At 37.1% G+C, this 15,134-nt stretch carries 16 protein-coding genes; 4 read left to right on the top strand and 12 right to left on the bottom strand.

Features of this window, described 5'->3' with window-relative positions; translation table 11 throughout:
• Window positions 1-10: 10 nt before the first annotated feature.
• From miaA to ESV24_RS14200, 7 genes are all read right to left on the bottom strand, one after another.
• Window positions 11-928 (bottom strand): tRNA (adenosine(37)-N6)-dimethylallyltransferase MiaA, encoded by a 918-nt coding sequence (miaA, locus tag ESV24_RS14230; protein ID WP_111816276.1) that lies wholly within the window; start codon window positions 926-928, stop codon window positions 11-13.
• Window positions 928-1,794 carry an ion transporter gene (locus ESV24_RS14225; RefSeq protein ID WP_111816277.1) on the bottom strand — a complete coding sequence of 289 codons (867 nt, stop codon included), beginning with the start codon at window positions 1,792-1,794 and terminating at the stop codon, window positions 928-930. The genes miaA and ESV24_RS14225 overlap by 1 nt, the downstream gene beginning before the upstream one ends.
• 39 nt (window positions 1,795-1,833) lie before the next feature.
• The gene (locus tag ESV24_RS14220) at window positions 1,834-3,213 is read right to left on the bottom strand and encodes an exonuclease domain-containing protein (RefSeq protein WP_111816278.1); all 1,380 of its coding nucleotides are present in this window, start codon (window positions 3,211-3,213) and stop codon (window positions 1,834-1,836) included.
• A gap of 87 nt (window positions 3,214-3,300) precedes the next feature.
• A complete protein-coding gene (locus tag ESV24_RS14215; RefSeq protein WP_111816279.1) occupies window positions 3,301-3,969 on the bottom strand; it encodes a YggS family pyridoxal phosphate-dependent enzyme in 669 nt (222 codons plus the stop codon).
• 37 nt (window positions 3,970-4,006) lie between these two features.
• A complete protein-coding gene (locus tag ESV24_RS14210) occupies window positions 4,007-5,245 on the bottom strand; it encodes a DUF1015 domain-containing protein (protein WP_111816280.1) in 1,239 nt (412 codons plus the stop codon).
• Between the two features lie 107 nt (window positions 5,246-5,352).
• Window positions 5,353-6,243 carry a 3-hydroxybutyryl-CoA dehydrogenase gene (locus tag ESV24_RS14205; RefSeq protein ID WP_111816281.1) on the bottom strand — a complete coding sequence of 297 codons (891 nt, stop codon included), beginning with the start codon at window positions 6,241-6,243 and terminating at the stop codon, window positions 5,353-5,355.
• A gap of 58 nt (window positions 6,244-6,301) precedes the next feature.
• Entirely contained in the window at window positions 6,302-7,270 is a 969-nt protein-coding gene (locus ESV24_RS14200; protein ID WP_111816282.1) for a Gfo/Idh/MocA family protein, read from the bottom strand.
• 246 nt (window positions 7,271-7,516) lie between these two features.
• On the opposite strand from ESV24_RS14200, the gene ESV24_RS14195 reads away from it, so the two are divergent.
• Entirely contained in the window at window positions 7,517-8,158 is a 642-nt protein-coding gene (locus ESV24_RS14195) for a protein-L-isoaspartate(D-aspartate) O-methyltransferase (protein ID WP_111816283.1), read from the top strand.
• Here ESV24_RS14195 and ESV24_RS14190 read toward each other — a convergent pair.
• The 5 genes from ESV24_RS14190 to ESV24_RS14170 form a co-directional block, all read right to left on the bottom strand.
• Entirely contained in the window at window positions 8,155-8,670 is a 516-nt protein-coding gene (locus ESV24_RS14190) for a GNAT family N-acetyltransferase (RefSeq protein ID WP_111816284.1), read from the bottom strand. The genes ESV24_RS14195 and ESV24_RS14190 overlap by 4 nt on opposite strands.
• Window positions 8,671-8,744: 74 nt before the next feature.
• Entirely contained in the window at window positions 8,745-9,518 is a 774-nt protein-coding gene (locus ESV24_RS14185) for a dienelactone hydrolase family protein (RefSeq protein WP_111816285.1), read from the bottom strand.
• A gap of 11 nt (window positions 9,519-9,529) precedes the next feature.
• A complete protein-coding gene (locus ESV24_RS14180; protein ID WP_317046802.1) occupies window positions 9,530-11,950 on the bottom strand; it encodes a DUF5686 and carboxypeptidase regulatory-like domain-containing protein in 2,421 nt (806 codons plus the stop codon).
• Window positions 11,951-12,192: 242 nt separating this feature from the next.
• Window positions 12,193-12,657 (bottom strand): SsrA-binding protein SmpB, encoded by a 465-nt coding sequence (smpB, locus tag ESV24_RS14175; RefSeq protein WP_111816287.1) that lies wholly within the window; start codon window positions 12,655-12,657, stop codon window positions 12,193-12,195.
• A 69-nt stretch (window positions 12,658-12,726) separates the two neighbouring features.
• The gene (locus tag ESV24_RS14170) at window positions 12,727-13,278 is read right to left on the bottom strand and encodes a SixA phosphatase family protein (RefSeq protein WP_111816288.1); all 552 of its coding nucleotides are present in this window, start codon (window positions 13,276-13,278) and stop codon (window positions 12,727-12,729) included.
• 157 nt (window positions 13,279-13,435) lie between these two features.
• On the opposite strand from ESV24_RS14170, the gene ESV24_RS14165 reads away from it, so the two are divergent.
• The 3 genes from ESV24_RS14165 (at window position 13,436) to ESV24_RS14155 (ending at window position 14,857) form a co-directional block, all read left to right on the top strand.
• Window positions 13,436-13,621, top strand: coding sequence for a CsbD family protein (locus ESV24_RS14165; RefSeq protein ID WP_111816289.1), 186 nt, complete (start codon window positions 13,436-13,438; stop codon window positions 13,619-13,621).
• Between the two features lie 486 nt (window positions 13,622-14,107).
• Window positions 14,108-14,644, top strand: coding sequence for a DUF2975 domain-containing protein (locus ESV24_RS14160; RefSeq protein ID WP_111816290.1), 537 nt, complete (start codon window positions 14,108-14,110; stop codon window positions 14,642-14,644).
• A 3-nt stretch (window positions 14,645-14,647) separates the two neighbouring features.
• Window positions 14,648-14,857 carry a helix-turn-helix domain-containing protein gene (locus ESV24_RS14155; RefSeq protein ID WP_006988397.1) on the top strand — a complete coding sequence of 70 codons (210 nt, stop codon included), beginning with the start codon at window positions 14,648-14,650 and terminating at the stop codon, window positions 14,855-14,857.
• The last annotated feature ends 277 nt before the right edge of the window (window positions 14,858-15,134 follow it).

The raw sequence follows: 15,134 nt of genomic DNA, 5'->3' as shown, positions 1-15,134 counted from the left end.
AAAAACGCCTCTAAAGGGCGTTTTTTTCTTTTATAAAAGATATGATTTGTGAAGTGTCAGTTTTGTAATCAAACCAATGGATAGCTTCGTTTTTTTTGAACCATGTGTTTTGACGCTTTGCAAACCGGCGTGTGTTTTTTTTAACTTCTGAAATCGCTTCTTCCTTTGATATATTTCCTTCAAAATATTCAAAAAGCTCCCGGTAGCCCACTGTTTGCAGTGCGTTCCTGTTTTTATGCGGAAGCAATGTTTTTGCTTCGTCTATCAATCCGGCATCCACCATTTTATCCACACGAAGATTAATTCGGTTATAGATTATTTCTCTTTCAGCATTCAAACCGATAAACAGTGTTTCAAAATCTCTCTTTGCAGATTCTTTATTTAAAAAAGATGAATAAGGTTTTCCAGTTGCCCGATAAATTTCCAAAGCTCTTATTAAACGATGCGGATTCTGAATATCAACTTTTTCGAAATAGGAAGAATCCACGTTTTTTAATTCATTTTGAAGCGTTTCGATGCCCTTTTCATCTAGTTCAGCATTCAATTGCGCTCTAATTTCAGAAGAAACATTTGGAAAAACATCCAACCCTTTCACAACAGCATCTACATAAAGTCCGGAACCGCCAACCATTATAACCACCTTGTTTTTTTCAAAAAGAATTTTTAATAAAGCAATCGCATCTCTTTCAAAATCGCCAACGGAATATCCTTCAAAAATACTTTTGTTTTGGATGAAATGATGAGGCACAGCTTCCACTTCATCCTTTGAAGGAACTGCGGTGCCAATGTGCATTTCTTTATAAAACTGTCTGGAATCTGCAGATAATACTTCCGCTGAGAAAGTTTTGGCAAGTTTTATGGCTAATGCAGTTTTGCCAATTGCGGTAGGGCCAACCACACAAATAAGTAATGGTTTTTGCGATAGCATTAAGTTTCAGGATTAATTCCCGGATGTAGCTCGTTTCCACATTTATGGCAAAATTTTGCGTCATCCCTATGTTTTCGGGCGCCACAATTTCTACAATCTTGAGTGTTTACGTGTACGTAGTCTTTTCCTAAAACATCTTGTTTGCCCATACTTTTAGTGTACTCCGCGCTAACAATTCCGGTAGGCACGGCAATAATACCATAACCCATAATCATTATTAATGCAGCTAAAAGCTGGCCAAGTGGAGTAACGGGAGCAATGTCGCCAAAACCTACCGTTGTTAATGTAACAATACACCAATACACGCTTACTGGGATACTTACAAAACCGCTTTCCTCTCCTTCAATTAAATACATTAATGTACCAGCAATTATTGAAATAATTAAAACAGCAAAAAGGAAAACTAAAATTTTGGCCCTGCTGTCTCTAAGTGCTTTTGCCAGTTTGTTAGATTCGCCTACATAACGTGTTATTTTTAGAATTCTAAAAACCCTGAGTAATCGCAATGCCCTAACTGCTAAAAGATAGTTGCTTCCTGCGAGAATTATTGATAAGTATAATGGTATTGTTGATAGAAAATCTATAATTCCGTAAAAACTAAAAATGTAGCTGGTCGGTTTTTTAACGGTTATTATTCTAGCTATATATTCAATAGTAAAAAATATGGTGATAACCCATTCACAAAAATAGAGAATGTCGTGATATTTTATATCAATCCATTTTACACTTTCCAGCATTACCAGTACCACACTTAATACAATAAGAAAGAGCAGAACTACATCAAAAAGTTTTCCCATGGGCGTATCTGCCTCATAGATTATCTCGTGAAGTATATAGCGCCAGGATTTTTTATTCTGTGGTTTCAATATAACATATTTTGAAAGTCTAATTTAAGAAATGTTAACCTATTTAATTGCATCTGCAGAAAGGTTTACTGTTTTAAGCACTTTATTCTTCCGAAGATAATTTTGAATGATGTGCTGAGCATCCCGATTGTTTTGCATTGGGTTAATAATAGACTTTAGAATTTCGGGATTATTGATTTGATAATTCAGATTATAAAAACCATACCCTTTGTAAATACCATTTTCAATCAAAATAACAGAGCGTTCCTCAATTTCGCGACCGCGATCTATTATGAGCATATTTTGATTTTCGTAACTATACCGCTCCAAAAATGCTTGAACACGATTGTTATATTCTTCAACTGCCTCTTTGCCAACGCAAGCTCCATAACATTCTTTAATTGTGTAATTAAAGCAGGCCTTTCCGCCATCGTAAAGTCCTGTTAGCTTTTGGCACAGCTGGTTTTCTTCAGTTATTTTGAAGAGTGAAGTCTTGGCCTGTTGATAATTACTAAATGTTGTAATCGCTTTTTTTCTTCCGTCGGCTTTTTCAATCGTTAGATTTATGTAGCCTTTTTCGTCCACAATGGAAGTAAGTTGATGCGTGAAAAGTGTTTGACGAAGTCCACGGTTGTAAACCGGTTTGTTCTGTTTTATTTCCTCGCTTTCTTTCAGCAGGGCAATAAGTTCGTTGCCGGTCTTTTCAAAAGTAACCGATTTTACTTCAAGCTGAATTCTTTTTGATTTCCGGTTATCATTAGTGAAATGTTGCGTCAACCGCTTTTTAATATTTCTACTTTTTCCGATATAAATTACTTTTCCTTCTTCGTTATGCATATAATAAACGCCAGTTTCGGAAGGAGTGTTTTCAATAATATCCAATAATTTTGGTGTTAGTTGCCGTTTTGGATCTTTCCGAAGCGTTTCAGTAATTATTTCTTTTGAAGTATCTTTTGCTAAAAGCATTTTAAAAAGTGCAACGGTAGCCTTTGCATCGCCCTGCGCGCGGTGGCGATCGCTTAGTGGGATTCCCAAAGACCGAACCAATTTCCCCAAACTGTACGAGGGCATATTAGGTATCAGCTTTTTTGCAAGCTCTACCGTACAAAGGGTTTCTTTTTCATATTGATAGCCAAGCCGGTCAAACTCTGTTGTAAGTATTCTATTGTCAAAAAGTGCGTTGTGCGCGACCATTATGCAACCATCTGTTATCTCGATGATGCGTTTTGCAACCTCATAAAACTTAGGTGCATGCCTAAGCATTTCATTATTAATCCCCGTCAAGTTTACAACAAAGGGTTGAATAGGTTTTTCGGGATTGACCAAACTTGAAAATTGGTCAACCACTTTGTGGCCGTCAAACCTGTAAATTGCAATTTCGGTAATTCCTTCCTCATTGTATTTCCCGCCCGTTGTCTCTATGTCTAAAATTGCGTACATTCGTTTTATTGACTATTCTCTATTTTTAATTTTTATTGAAATGATTGAATCGTTAAAGTACGCGCGCGATTAATCGCGTGCCTACGTCTAATTACGTTCTCCAAAAATTGCACTTCCCACGCGTATCATATTGCTTCCGTTTTCAATTGCAAGCTTATAATCGCCACTCATTCCCATACTGAGAACTTTAAATTCTGATCCCGAAAATTGTCCGGCTTGAATTCTGAATTTATCATATATTTTTTTCAACTTCTGAAATTCTTCAGAAACCTGCTTTTCATCATCGGTAAATGTTGCCATGCCCATCAACCCAATTACTTCCACATTTTGAAGTTTTTTAAATTCTTCGGAAGAAAGGAGCGAGGCTGCATCAGCTTCATCCATCCCGAATTTGCTGTCTTCTTCTGCTATTTTAATTTGAAGCAAGCACGCAATAGTGCGTTCGTTTTTTTCAGCTTCTTTATCAATTTCTTTCAAAAGTTTGAAACTGTCAACGGCGTGAATTAAATTCACAAACGGAGCCATGTATTTTACTTTGTTTCGCTGTACGTGGCCAATCATATGCCACTCTATATCCTTTGGCATTTCCTGCCATTTGGATTCCATTTCCTGAATTTTATTTTCGCCAAAAACACGTTGTCCCGCATTGTAAGCTTCCATCAAATCGCTTACAGGTTTGGTTTTGGAAACCGCTACCAGTGTAACGTTGTCCGGCAATTCGTTTTTGAAATTCTTTAAATTTTCTGAAATTGTCATTTTCTTTTCTCTTTATTCTTTTCTCTTTCTTCTATTTTCAGAACTCATAAATAGTAACGCCACTTCTAAGCTTCGGCTCAATATATGTACTTTTCGGTGGCATTTTTAAACCTTCGTCCGCGATCATTTTTATCTCTTCCGTAGTTACGGAGAGCAAACCAAAACCAACGGCAAAAGTCCCTGAATCCACGACGGTTTTTACGTATGCTAAATCTTTTTTTCCGTGGGAATAATCTATACGTTGGTCGTTTCGTAAATCTTCAATCCCGAGAAGAGGCTTCAAAATGGTGACGTATAAAATCTGTGTATCCAAGGCATCGAGTGCATTTTTGATTTCATACTTGCTCTTCCGAAGGTAAAGTGAATAAAATTCGCCATCCAAATACATGCTGAAATGATGTTTTTTAGAAGGTTTGTAATACTCCATCCCTCTATTTTCAATTCTGAAATTTTCATCCAGTTTAATTAAAAACTCTTCTTTCTTCAAACCATTAAGGTCCTTTACCAGACGGTTAAATTCATAGATTTTTAAATCACTTTCAGGAATTAAGAAGCTCATAAAATAGTTATAAGCCTCATCGCCCTTGTGATGCGGATTTTCTTCCTTTAAATCTTTAGCCAATAAATACGAAGAAGCAGAGCGGTGATGGCCGTCGGCAATATATAAAGCTGGCATTTTACTGTAAATCTTTTGAATTTTTTCCAGTAATTTTGCATCATCAACGTTCCAAAGATAATGTGTGTCTCTATATGTTGTTGTGAATTCATACTCCGCGCGACTTTGCATTACTTTGCCAATAATGGCTTCCAGTTCTGGATTGTCGGGATAGGTGAGGAGTACGGCTTCAGCGTTGAAACCTACAGTTTTAAGGTATTCCTTGAAAATTATTTCACGAAACTCCAGCGTATCTTCGTGCTTTTTTATTACGTCATCGGCATAATCCTGAACACTCGCCGCGCCAACAATACCGTTAAATTCGAGTCCGTCACGGTTTACAATTTTATAAATATAGAACGAAGGTTTTTCGTCCTGCATAAAAATTCCGTCCTCCTTAAATTCCTGATAGCGATTTTTCACGAGCCCATAACGTTCTTCGCCTGAAATTTCCTTTTGGTATTTGTAGCCTGGATTTACAATATGTAAAAAAGAAAACGGATTATCCCGCAAGCGCGATTCTACCTGCATTGCCGTATAACTATCATACGATCGTGCAGCGAGCAAACTCACTTTGTCCCGCGTAGGGCGGACGGCTTTAAAGGGGATAATTTTTGCCATTTTTTAAGTTTAAGCGTTTATGAGTTTAGAAGTTTATGAGCCTACCCGCCGAATAAGTTTTACTTTGTGGCCTTTGCGTAAAGCTTTGCGCCCATTGTGGTTTAAAATCACTTTCCAAACTGCGAAGAAACATCTTCCGCTTTTCGGTTTTGGCTATAATCGTAAAAACCTTCACCACTTTTTGAACCTAACTTTCCAGCCATAACCATATTCACTAGCAATGGGCAAGGTGCATATTTTGGATTTTTGAAACCTTCGTGCATCACTTTCAAAATAGAAAGACATACATCAAGACCAATAAAATCTGCTAAAGCTAAAGGACCCATTGGGTGTGCCATCCCTAGCATCATCACGGTATCAATTTCTTTAACCCCTGCAACGCCGTTGTAAAGCGTTTCAATGGCTTCGTTTATCATGGGCATCAAAATGCGGTTTGCAACAAAGCCTGGGTAATCATTTACTTCCATTGGAACTTTATTCAATTTTTTTGAAAGTTCTTCAACTATTTTGAAAGTTTCTTGGCTGGTGCTGTATCCTTTAATGATTTCAACCAATTTCATAATTGGCACAGGATTCATAAAGTGCATCCCGATAACCATTCCGGGGCGTGATGTTACAGAAGCAATTTGAGTGATAGAAATGGAAGAAGTATTGCTTGCCAAAATAGTATCGTCCGGACAAAATTTATCTAAGTCACGGAAAATTTTTAGCTTCAGATCTACGTTTTCCGTTGCTGCTTCAACTACCAAACCTGCATATTCCACACCTTCTTCAAGATTGGTATAAGTGGTTATGTTTTTAAGCGTTCGCTGTTTATCTTCTTCAGTGATGGATTCTTTGGCAACCATCCTGTCTAAATTTTTGGTGATGGTCGCTATTCCTTTGTCAAGTGATGTTTGGTGTACATCAATCAACTGTACTTTATAATCAAATTGTGCAAAGGTATGGGCTATTCCATTGCCCATTGTTCCTGCACCTATTACTGCTATGTTCTTCATTTACGATTTACGATTTTAGATTTACGATATTTTTCATCAGTCTTCCGACATCAAACATTTATATTTTTTTGAAATTTTCAATTATCATCATTGCTACCCGAAGAGCCTCAGTGCCCTGTTGAAGGGAAACTTCCGGAGTTCTGTCTGCTTTTATGGCTTCGTAAAAACTTTCCAGCTCGTCAAGTATAGCGTTGTTATTTTCAATCTTCGGATTTTCGAAATAGATTTGTTTTTTAATTCCTTCGGCATTGGTTAATACCATTGCGAAATCGTCAATTTCCGTGGGTGCATTTTTCATTTTTACCACTTCACATTTCTTCTCCAGAAAATCTACCGAAATGTAGGCATCACGCTGAAAGAAGCGAGCTTTGCGCATTTTTTTAAGTGAAATACGGCTTGCGGTTAAATTAGCTACACAACCGTTTTCAAATTCAATGCGTGCATTCGCAATATCTGGTGTTTCACTTATAACGGAAACTCCGCTGGCGCTCACAGCTTTCACCGGACTTTTTACAACGCTCAAAATTGCATCTATATCGTGGATCATTAAATCAAGAACCACAGAAACATCTGTCCCGCGCGGATTAAACTCAGCCAAACGGTGCGTTTCAATAAACATTGGGTTGTCAATTTTGTCTTTAATAGCCATAAATGCAGGATTGAAACGTTCAACCTGCCCAACTTGCCCGCGAACCTTTTTAAGTTTTGCCAAGTCACGAATTTGTTCGGCTTCAGCCACAGTTTGTGTGATTGGTTTTTCAATAAAGAGATGCTTCCCGGCATTAATTACTTTTTCGGCACACTCAAAGTGCTTGCTGGTAGGTGTAACCACCACGACCATTTCGCTGGCATCAATAAGGCTTTCCATGGATGGAAAACTTTTGTAACCGAATTCAGATTCTATTTTTTCCGAAGCTTCTTTGCTGGCGTCGAAGAAACCCACAAGTTCGTATTTTGTGGATTGTTGCAGCAATTTCAAGTGTATTTTTCCTAAGTGCCCAGCACCCAGAACTCCCGCTTTTAACATTGGCGTGTGTTTTTCACAAATGTACGGGTTTCGTGGGAAGTTTAAAAGTTTATGTGTTTATGAGTTTAAAAGTTTATGTGTTTATGAGTTTAAAAGTTTAAGGGTTTAAATGTTGAAATTCGGGGTTTGTAATTTATTTGGAATTTGCTATTTGAAATTTTTTGCTTCACCGTCAAAATTGGTTACTTTGTGAAGTCTAATATCTCACATCTTTCCCGATAGCTATCGGGACTAATATTTATTAAAGTGAAAGATACATTTACTCACCAAGGAATGCGCAAAAAACTGGTCGAAACCCTTAAAAAGAAAGGGATTGTTGATGAAGCCGTTCTAAAAGCTATTGGCAAGATTCCACGTCATCTTTTTATGGATTCTGGATTTGTGGGGCATGCTTACGTAGATAAGGCATTTCCGATTGCGGCGGACCAAACCATTTCGCAGCCCTATACCGTTGCCCGCCAAACGGAACTTTTAAGTGTAAAAAAAGGCGATAAAATTCTTGAAATAGGAACGGGGAGTGGCTACCAAGCTGCCGTACTTTTAGAAATTGGCGCAACACTTTTTACCATTGAAAGGCAAAACGAACTTTTCAAAAAAACAAAACTCTTTCTTCCCAAACTCGGTTACAAGCCGAAAAGATTAATTTTTGGCGACGGCTATATTGGGCTAGAAGAAGAAGCTCCCTTTGACGGAATTATTGTAACCGCCGGAGCGCCTTTTGTTCCGAACCCGTTACTGGCGCAATTAAAAGTTGGAGGAAAATTGGTAATTCCCGTAGGTGAAAATACACAGATTATGACCGTCTTTTTACGCAAATCTGACACCGAATTTGAAAAGGAGGAGTACGGTGAGTTTCGGTTTGTTCCTCTTTTGGAGAACAAGAATTAACGGTTTATATAATACACTTCATTATTTTGGTTATCAGGATCTTTCTTATTTCTACTTGGAATAAATCCATGATGTTTTAATAGCTTTTTTGAAGGTAAATTCCTATAATCCGTATAGGCTTCGATGGTTTCAAAACCTCTTTGGTTTAATCCGAATTCTAAAACAGCTTTTAGTGATTCGCTCATAATTCCCTTGCCTTGAAATTCTGGATCTAGATCGTAACCTACCTCTGCGGTTTTTTTGTCTTCGGAAAAATTCCAAAGGCAAATTGAGCCAATTAAAACATCAGATTCTTTTGTGGTAATTCCCCAACTAACAGATTTATCAGTCCTTAAATCTGAGGTGATTTTTTGAATATGTGCAATTGCCGTTTCTCTCGTTTGCGGTTCTCTATTTATATATTTATTAATCTCTTTATCTGAACGGAAGTAATAGACCCTATCTGCATCAGTTGGTAGTATTTTCCTGAGATTCAATCTCTCGGTGATTATGATAGGGAAGGGTATGGCCATAATATTTTTTCTCTGTGTTCTCTGTGACTCCGTGGTAAATTTTTAACCACAGAGGCACAGAGTTCACAAAGTTTTTATTTATTTTTCAAAAACTTAATCAATTCCTCAAAAGATTCCTTCGCGGCTTCTTCGTCATATTTTAAAAGGTACTGTTTTTTACTAATGAAGGGGATAAATCGGAAATATTTTCCTTTTTTCAAACTTGCAACATCATAGCCGTGATAGGCGTCATCATAAACTTGAATTGTTGCATTTTCAGCAATTAAATATTTCAGGATATCATCAACTTTTACAATTTTGTCTTTTCCACCAGTCATTATAAGAACTGGAACTTTTGGCTCAAGTTGTATTTCGTAACCATTTGCAGGATAGAATAATGCGATAGATTTTATATTAAGCCTTTTCAGTTCTGAAGTATCATTTGCAAGTGGAATCAAACCCAGCCCAGCACGCGACCAACCCACGATACTTCCTTCGGAATCTGGTTTAATATTTCCATTCTGTTTTGCCCATTTTAAAGCTTCTCCTAGTATCCAAAGAATCTGCGCAGGCTCTTCTTCCGTCACATCTCTTTTGGAGGCTTTGTATGCCGCAACATTATCTACCAACAAAACTGAAATATCTGCGGCGTTTAGTTTCTCAGCAACGTTGTAATAATGGGTCGTGTCTTTAAAAATTCTGAGTCCGCCCGTGCCGGGAAGGAAAACTGCCCATTTGGATGCATCGTAATCTTTCGCTTTTTGAAAGTGGAAAAAGTCCGTCATCTTTGCGTCTTTCGGAACCTTCTGCATTGGGATGCAACTTGTAAAAAGTGTGAATACAAGTAATAATTTAAGTATAGTTTTCATAATATTTATTATTATAGACCCAAAAGATCTAGGAATTTTAAACCAAATACAAAGGCCCCATCGCTGCCGCCGTTGTAATAAGACCGAACATAATCTACGCGAAGCAATCTGAATTTACCAAAGCCCAGATTATCTATACCTACGGAAAATTCGGAATATGGTTTTCGTTCTTCGGTACTTAAAAAATGAGCGCCCGCAACTAGGTTGAGGTTCAACTGATTAATTCCTGGGATTTTTCCTAAAATCCAGCCGCGGAAATCGTGTTCCAAATGTCCCTCAAAATAACTTTTGTTAGTGCTAAAATCGTAATACGGCATCAAATTGAAAACATTGGTATAGTTTGGCGAAGTGCCTACCCGCGTTTGGTTTCCGTTGAAATGTTTGTAATCTATAAATGAAATTCCGTCGCCGTTTGCGAAGCTTCCACCTTTCAAATTATAATAAAATTGTCCTTTGTTTCCCAAGGAAATGGATTGGTTTAAACTGGCTTCAAACTGATTGTAATCATATTGGCTTTCAGTAATAGCAGCACCGTTTTCCGCAGAAATGTTAAGTTCTGGAAATTTACTATCGCCAATATTAAATTTCATATCGGGGTTTGAAAAGTACTTTTGCGCAAAGTTAATGCGCGCCCTAACTTTACTTTTTACAATATTGTGTTCCGAAATCACAGCATTGCTGAAATCGTTTGGGGCCAGTGGATTGTTGCTTGTGTAACTTACATCGTCAAATGGAATAGTTACGTAATCGGTAGAATTAAAAAGTGGCTTTCGGTTTTCGTAAGCAACAGCAGCATACAGGTGCAGTCCATTAAAAACTTCCTGGCTATAACCTATCCGCCCGAAATTAAGCTCGTATAGCTTCATATAGTTTCTTTCAAAGAAAAGCGTGGCAAAAGTATTTATAAGTGGAGAGATGGGCTCCGTGTCGTTAAATTGGGCCACTTTGCTTCCTCCCGAAAGGGATAATCTAAGTTTGTCTGTCCAATTAAAATTCCGAAGTATATCTGCCGTAAAGCGAAGTCTATCTTCCGAAACGCCATAATCTGCTCGTATCGCCGCAGAAAACGTATTGGTTTGGTTGTCGTCATACCATTTATTAAAAGTCAGTCCTGCTTTGCTATTCCAGCCTTGCACGGTGTTGAAATTGATGCTTGGTAATGGTCCTTCATAACCTACAGACCATTTGTTAAATGAATTTTTATAGGTGTAACCAGTTAAAATGCTCAAAACTCCAGGTTTGTTTGATTTTGTATCAAGCGAATCTAAGTATGGTTTAGAACGACGTAGAATCTGAATGCTGTCTTTCTTGATGTAATCCTTTAACTCTTCATCTGTTAAGGGCACGGGCCGGCTGCCTCTCCAAAATAGGCTGTCTTTTTTGTTTGCTTCTGGTTTAAAGGAAAGCACTTCATTGGTAAAAGATCTTTTTGAGAAGGTTGGTTTAAAATCATAATTACTGTAAACGGCTATAAAACGGCCATCACCCTCCATTCCTAAAAAGCCAAAGCCGAAATCTACCGACTGCGAGATTTTCACCCAGAAATCATTATTGGTGTCATATTTATAATTCTGTTTCACCATTAAGTTGCTAACAAAAGGAACTTGAATGGCCGCTCCGGTTGTAGAAAGCTCCGCCCCGTATAGCTGCCAATCGTCTTCAACTATGTAAATATAGCCGCTCCAAACCCGATCTTTTGGGCGTTTGGGGGTTACCTTTATTTTGTTAATGAGCTTTGGACCTTCATAAAAAACACCGTCTAGTTTATAATTGTAATAGCTTAGTGCATTATTTGCAATGGGAGAAACAAGCGCTGCGTTCAGCTCGATAGTGTTTTCATAAAAAGAAATATTTGCGCTCTGCGCACTGTTAAAACTGAAACCATTATCATTTCCGCTTACTTTGCTGGCAATGATTTTTTCAGTGAAATTATCAGGTTTTTGATACGCTATTTCTGAAATGGTTTCTGAAAGATAAACAATGCCGGTACGAGTAGAATCAAGCATTCCATCAAAATCACCCACTTCTTGGCCCATTATTTTTTTAGGTACGTCTTTTACTTTCCAAAGTCCGCGTGAGTAGAAATCTGCTGTGTATTCACTAAGTTTTTCAATGTTTTCTTTTCTTTGGGCTATTGTTTTGCGTATTATGCTGTATGCGGGGTCTTCGGAAGTGTTTACTACTACTTCATCAAGACTAGTGGTTTCTTCTTCAAGTGAAACATTCAAAATAAATGGAAAAGAAGTTGGCGTAACGGTTTTGCTCAATGTTTTATATCCCAAAAACTGAAAAATAATTTTATATTCAGATTTTTCTGAAACACTTAAAGAGTAATTTCCATCATCATTAGTTGTGGTTCCTGTGTAGCTATTTTGAAGATAAATATTTACGTAGGGAAGGGGTTGGCCTTTGGTATCGGTTACTTTTCCCACTATTTGCGCGGAAATAGTTGTTGAAAGAAAAATAAAAAGAAAGACAAATATCAGTTTAAAATGCATGGAACAATGTCCGGTCGAGCGCAGTCGAGACCTTTTGATTGTTAATTGTGATATAATAAGCCTCTCGACCGCACTCGAGGGGACAGTTTTAATGAACGCAAAATACTAATAAAAAGATTTTGAATTTGTTAAAGAAGCGTTAGGAATCTACTTCATCGTTCATCCATCAACCAGCGTCAATTATTAAACGCCTTCTTAATCCGACTAAGCTGTTTTTTGGAGTCTCGATCTTTAATCGCTTCGCGCTTATCGTATTCCTTTTTTCCGCGGCAAAGGGCGATGTCTATTTTTGCCAAACCTTTATTATTGGTAAAGAGCACTAACGGTATAATAGTGAGGCCGCTATTTTTTACTTCTTTCTCCAGTTTTTTTAATTCACTGCGATTTAAAAGAAGTTTACGTTCGCTTTTTGGCGCGTGGTTATAATGAGTGGCATGGCTGTATTCCTGCACTGTCATGTTTATGGCGAACAGTTCGCCATTGCTAAACTCGCAAAAACTTTCGGCAATAGAAGCTTTTCCCTCGCGAATGGCTTTTATCTCTGTGCCCCTAAGCACAATGCCTGCTGTGTACGTATCTATAATTTCGTACTCAAACTTTGCCTTGCGGTTCTTTATTTTTACGTTTTTCTGAATTGCCATAGGTGCAAAAATAGTATGAATAATTTATAATGAAGAATGAATACTTAATAATGGCCTCTAAATACTAAACTATTCTACCGTGATTGTTTCTACTTTTTTGTCGCTACCGTTAATGGTTACTTTAAATAAGGTGGCATTATCACTGTCATCCATCTCCTTAAATTTTTCTTCGCCTATTAATTTGTTAACCAATTGCGGTGTGGTGTTGCTGTGTCCGGAAATAAGTACTGTCTTGCCGTTTGTTTGTTTCAAAAAATCTTCGGAATAAACCGTATTGGGATCGTAGCGTTTGGGCGAAACCTGTTTCTGTTGCGCAATTAGCGAAATGGTCTGCTTGGTGCGCATATATCTAGTAATATAGATTTCATCGATCTTAATAGGTTCAAAATAGGAAGCCCATCTTTTGGCGCGCATCATACCATCTATACTCAAGCCCGGGTCTTGGTCTTTGGGGTCTGTACGGACCTTTTCGGCATGGCGGATTAGATAATAGGTAGCGCTATAATTGGCTGTGGTTGTTTCGCTTTCAGTTTCAGTTACTTGATTTTCTTCCTTTTCTTTTTGTTGGCCACAGAAAGTGAAAAATGGCAATAGTGTTAGTAATATTATTAAATGCTTCATAGGGTTACTTTTAAAATAACAGTTTTTAAGAATCATTGGCAAAGTTATAACTAAATCGAGCCATTCTTTAGTATTTCATTATCAGAAATCCGTGAAATACTGTGTAATTTTATGAAATCAAAAGAGAACAATTTAATTAACTTAAAATAAAAAAGCTATGAACGAAGATCAATTTAAAGGAAAATGGAACCAAGTAAAAGGAAAATTTAAGCAAGAATATGCTGATGTTACCGATGATGACCTTATGTACGCAGAAGGAAAATCTGACGAGTTACTTGGCCGCCTTCAAGAGAAAACGGGTAAAACCAAAGAAGAGTTGAAGGACCAAATAGACAAGTGGTAATTTTAGCTAAACTTTAAATACCGCTTTATTTGAAGCCCGACCCCTTAAAATTTCAAATTCTGAAATTTTAAGGGGTTTTTTCGTGCTATTTGGAAATTGCTTTTACTGTTCTGCCTATTAGAGAAAAACAAAATTACGGGCGGGGCAGATGGGGAGCTGTTGAGGGAGATGATGGATAAGTGAGTGGGAATTTATGTTATATTTGGTTATTAATATTGAAACATATAAGGGGAATAAATACTATAATGGTATTTATCTGTATGTTAGCGGGCATTGAAAAAAAACAACCCTTCCAAAAAAAAGACCAGTACTAAACAAAACATTTTTTTTGCTCTTACAAACTAAAATTAAATATCAGATAATCAATCAATTATAATAGCTGACTACTGTAATTCGGCAAATATATTTCACAAATCAATAAATATTTATTGTTTTTCAATAAATAAGTAATATCTTTGCGACATCGATTTTAACTCATTAAAAGATATGTCAAAAAGAAACAACTTCATTTGGAAAGGAATTCAGGTCATTTGTTGGCTGATTTTCTTCGGGTACTGCATCCAAACGGGTGCGTTGATATTCAACTACGTTTTCAGTTTGTTTAAACCCATTGCAACTCATAATCTTCATCTTGGGCTTGACCTTTCAGAACTCTACTTAAAAAGTAAGTCAATCTACACGTTGGTATTTGCTCTAATTGTAGCGATTTCAGCATTAAAAGCGTACCTCTTCTTTGTTGTACTAAAGCTTTTCAAAACACTAAACATAACAAAGCCATTCAGTGAGAATGTAAGTGGAATCATCACAAAAATCACTTATTACACTCTTTCAATCGCAATTATCAGCATCGTAGCACAAGAAATTGTCAGCCAATTATCTGATAAAGGGTATAATGTTGGAATTGTTGAAAGATATTGGAATGACGGTGGGGCGTACTTGCTAATGACGGCAATACTATTTGCAATTGCTTTCATTTTCAAGAAAGGTATTGAATTACAAAACGAAAACGACTTAACTGTATAAGCTATGGCAATCATTGTAAATTTAGACGTTATGATGGCAAAGCGGAAGATGTCACTGAATGAACTTTCAGAAAAAGTTGGGCTGACTTTATCGAACCTTTCTATTTTAAAGACAGGAAAAGCAAAAGCAATCAGATTTAGTACATTGGAGTCAATTTGTGATGTGTTGGATTGCCAGCCAGGAGACATTTTAGAATATACCAATGATGAATAATAATAACGACCCGCTAACAATGTATATAAAAAATAGGCGAAACAGTAGTGCATTCAATGCTTGTGGCTCGTTTCAAACTTTGTGCTTAACCGAAAGTTTCGTGTTTCGAAATCGCCTACTTTTCATATACTAAACGTTGCCTACAATTATGGTACGGTAAAGGGACATCCTTTACAAAGTTAAAGGGACATAGTTTACACTTTTAAGATTCATAAATTACATGAAAAAGTAATTTATCATGGTCTGGAAAGCAAAAACTAAAATGGAACAAAAAGTA

It is taken from the genome of Aequorivita lipolytica, assembly GCF_007997135.1.
In the GTDB taxonomy this organism is placed as follows: Bacteria; Bacteroidota; Bacteroidia; order Flavobacteriales; family Flavobacteriaceae; genus Aequorivita; species Aequorivita lipolytica.
Note: the sequence above shows the minus strand (reverse complement) of the source record. Positions and strands in the feature narration are given on the sequence as shown.

What these genes read in the sequence shown, in the direction of transcription:
- ESV24_RS14205 (WP_111816281.1), bottom strand. Translation starts at nt 6,243, where the DNA reads ATGAAGAACATAGCAGTAATAGGTGCAGGAACAATGGGCAATGGAATA.
- ESV24_RS14165 (WP_111816289.1), top strand. Translation starts at nt 13,436, where the DNA reads ATGAACGAAGATCAATTTAAAGGAAAATGGAACCAAGTAAAAGGAAAA.
- ESV24_RS14160 (WP_111816290.1), top strand. Translation starts at nt 14,108, where the DNA reads ATGTCAAAAAGAAACAACTTCATTTGGAAAGGAATTCAGGTCATTTGT.
- ESV24_RS14210 (WP_111816280.1), bottom strand. Translation starts at nt 5,245, where the DNA reads ATGGCAAAAATTATCCCCTTTAAAGCCGTCCGCCCTACGCGGGACAAA.
- ESV24_RS14155 (WP_006988397.1), top strand. Translation starts at nt 14,648, where the DNA reads ATGGCAATCATTGTAAATTTAGACGTTATGATGGCAAAGCGGAAGATG.
- smpB (WP_111816287.1), bottom strand. Translation starts at nt 12,657, where the DNA reads ATGGCAATTCAGAAAAACGTAAAAATAAAGAACCGCAAGGCAAAGTTT.
- ESV24_RS14220 (WP_111816278.1), bottom strand. Translation starts at nt 3,213, where the DNA reads ATGTACGCAATTTTAGACATAGAGACAACGGGCGGGAAATACAATGAG.
- ESV24_RS14185 (WP_111816285.1), bottom strand. Translation starts at nt 9,518, where the DNA reads ATGAAAACTATACTTAAATTATTACTTGTATTCACACTTTTTACAAGT.
- miaA (WP_111816276.1), bottom strand. Translation starts at nt 928, where the DNA reads ATGCTATCGCAAAAACCATTACTTATTTGTGTGGTTGGCCCTACCGCA.
- ESV24_RS14215 (WP_111816279.1), bottom strand. Translation starts at nt 3,969, where the DNA reads ATGACAATTTCAGAAAATTTAAAGAATTTCAAAAACGAATTGCCGGAC.
- ESV24_RS14190 (WP_111816284.1), bottom strand. Translation starts at nt 8,670, where the DNA reads ATGGCCATACCCTTCCCTATCATAATCACCGAGAGATTGAATCTCAGG.
- ESV24_RS14170 (WP_111816288.1), bottom strand. Translation starts at nt 13,278, where the DNA reads ATGAAGCATTTAATAATATTACTAACACTATTGCCATTTTTCACTTTC.
- ESV24_RS14200 (WP_111816282.1), bottom strand. Translation starts at nt 7,270, where the DNA reads ATGTTAAAAGCGGGAGTTCTGGGTGCTGGGCACTTAGGAAAAATACAC.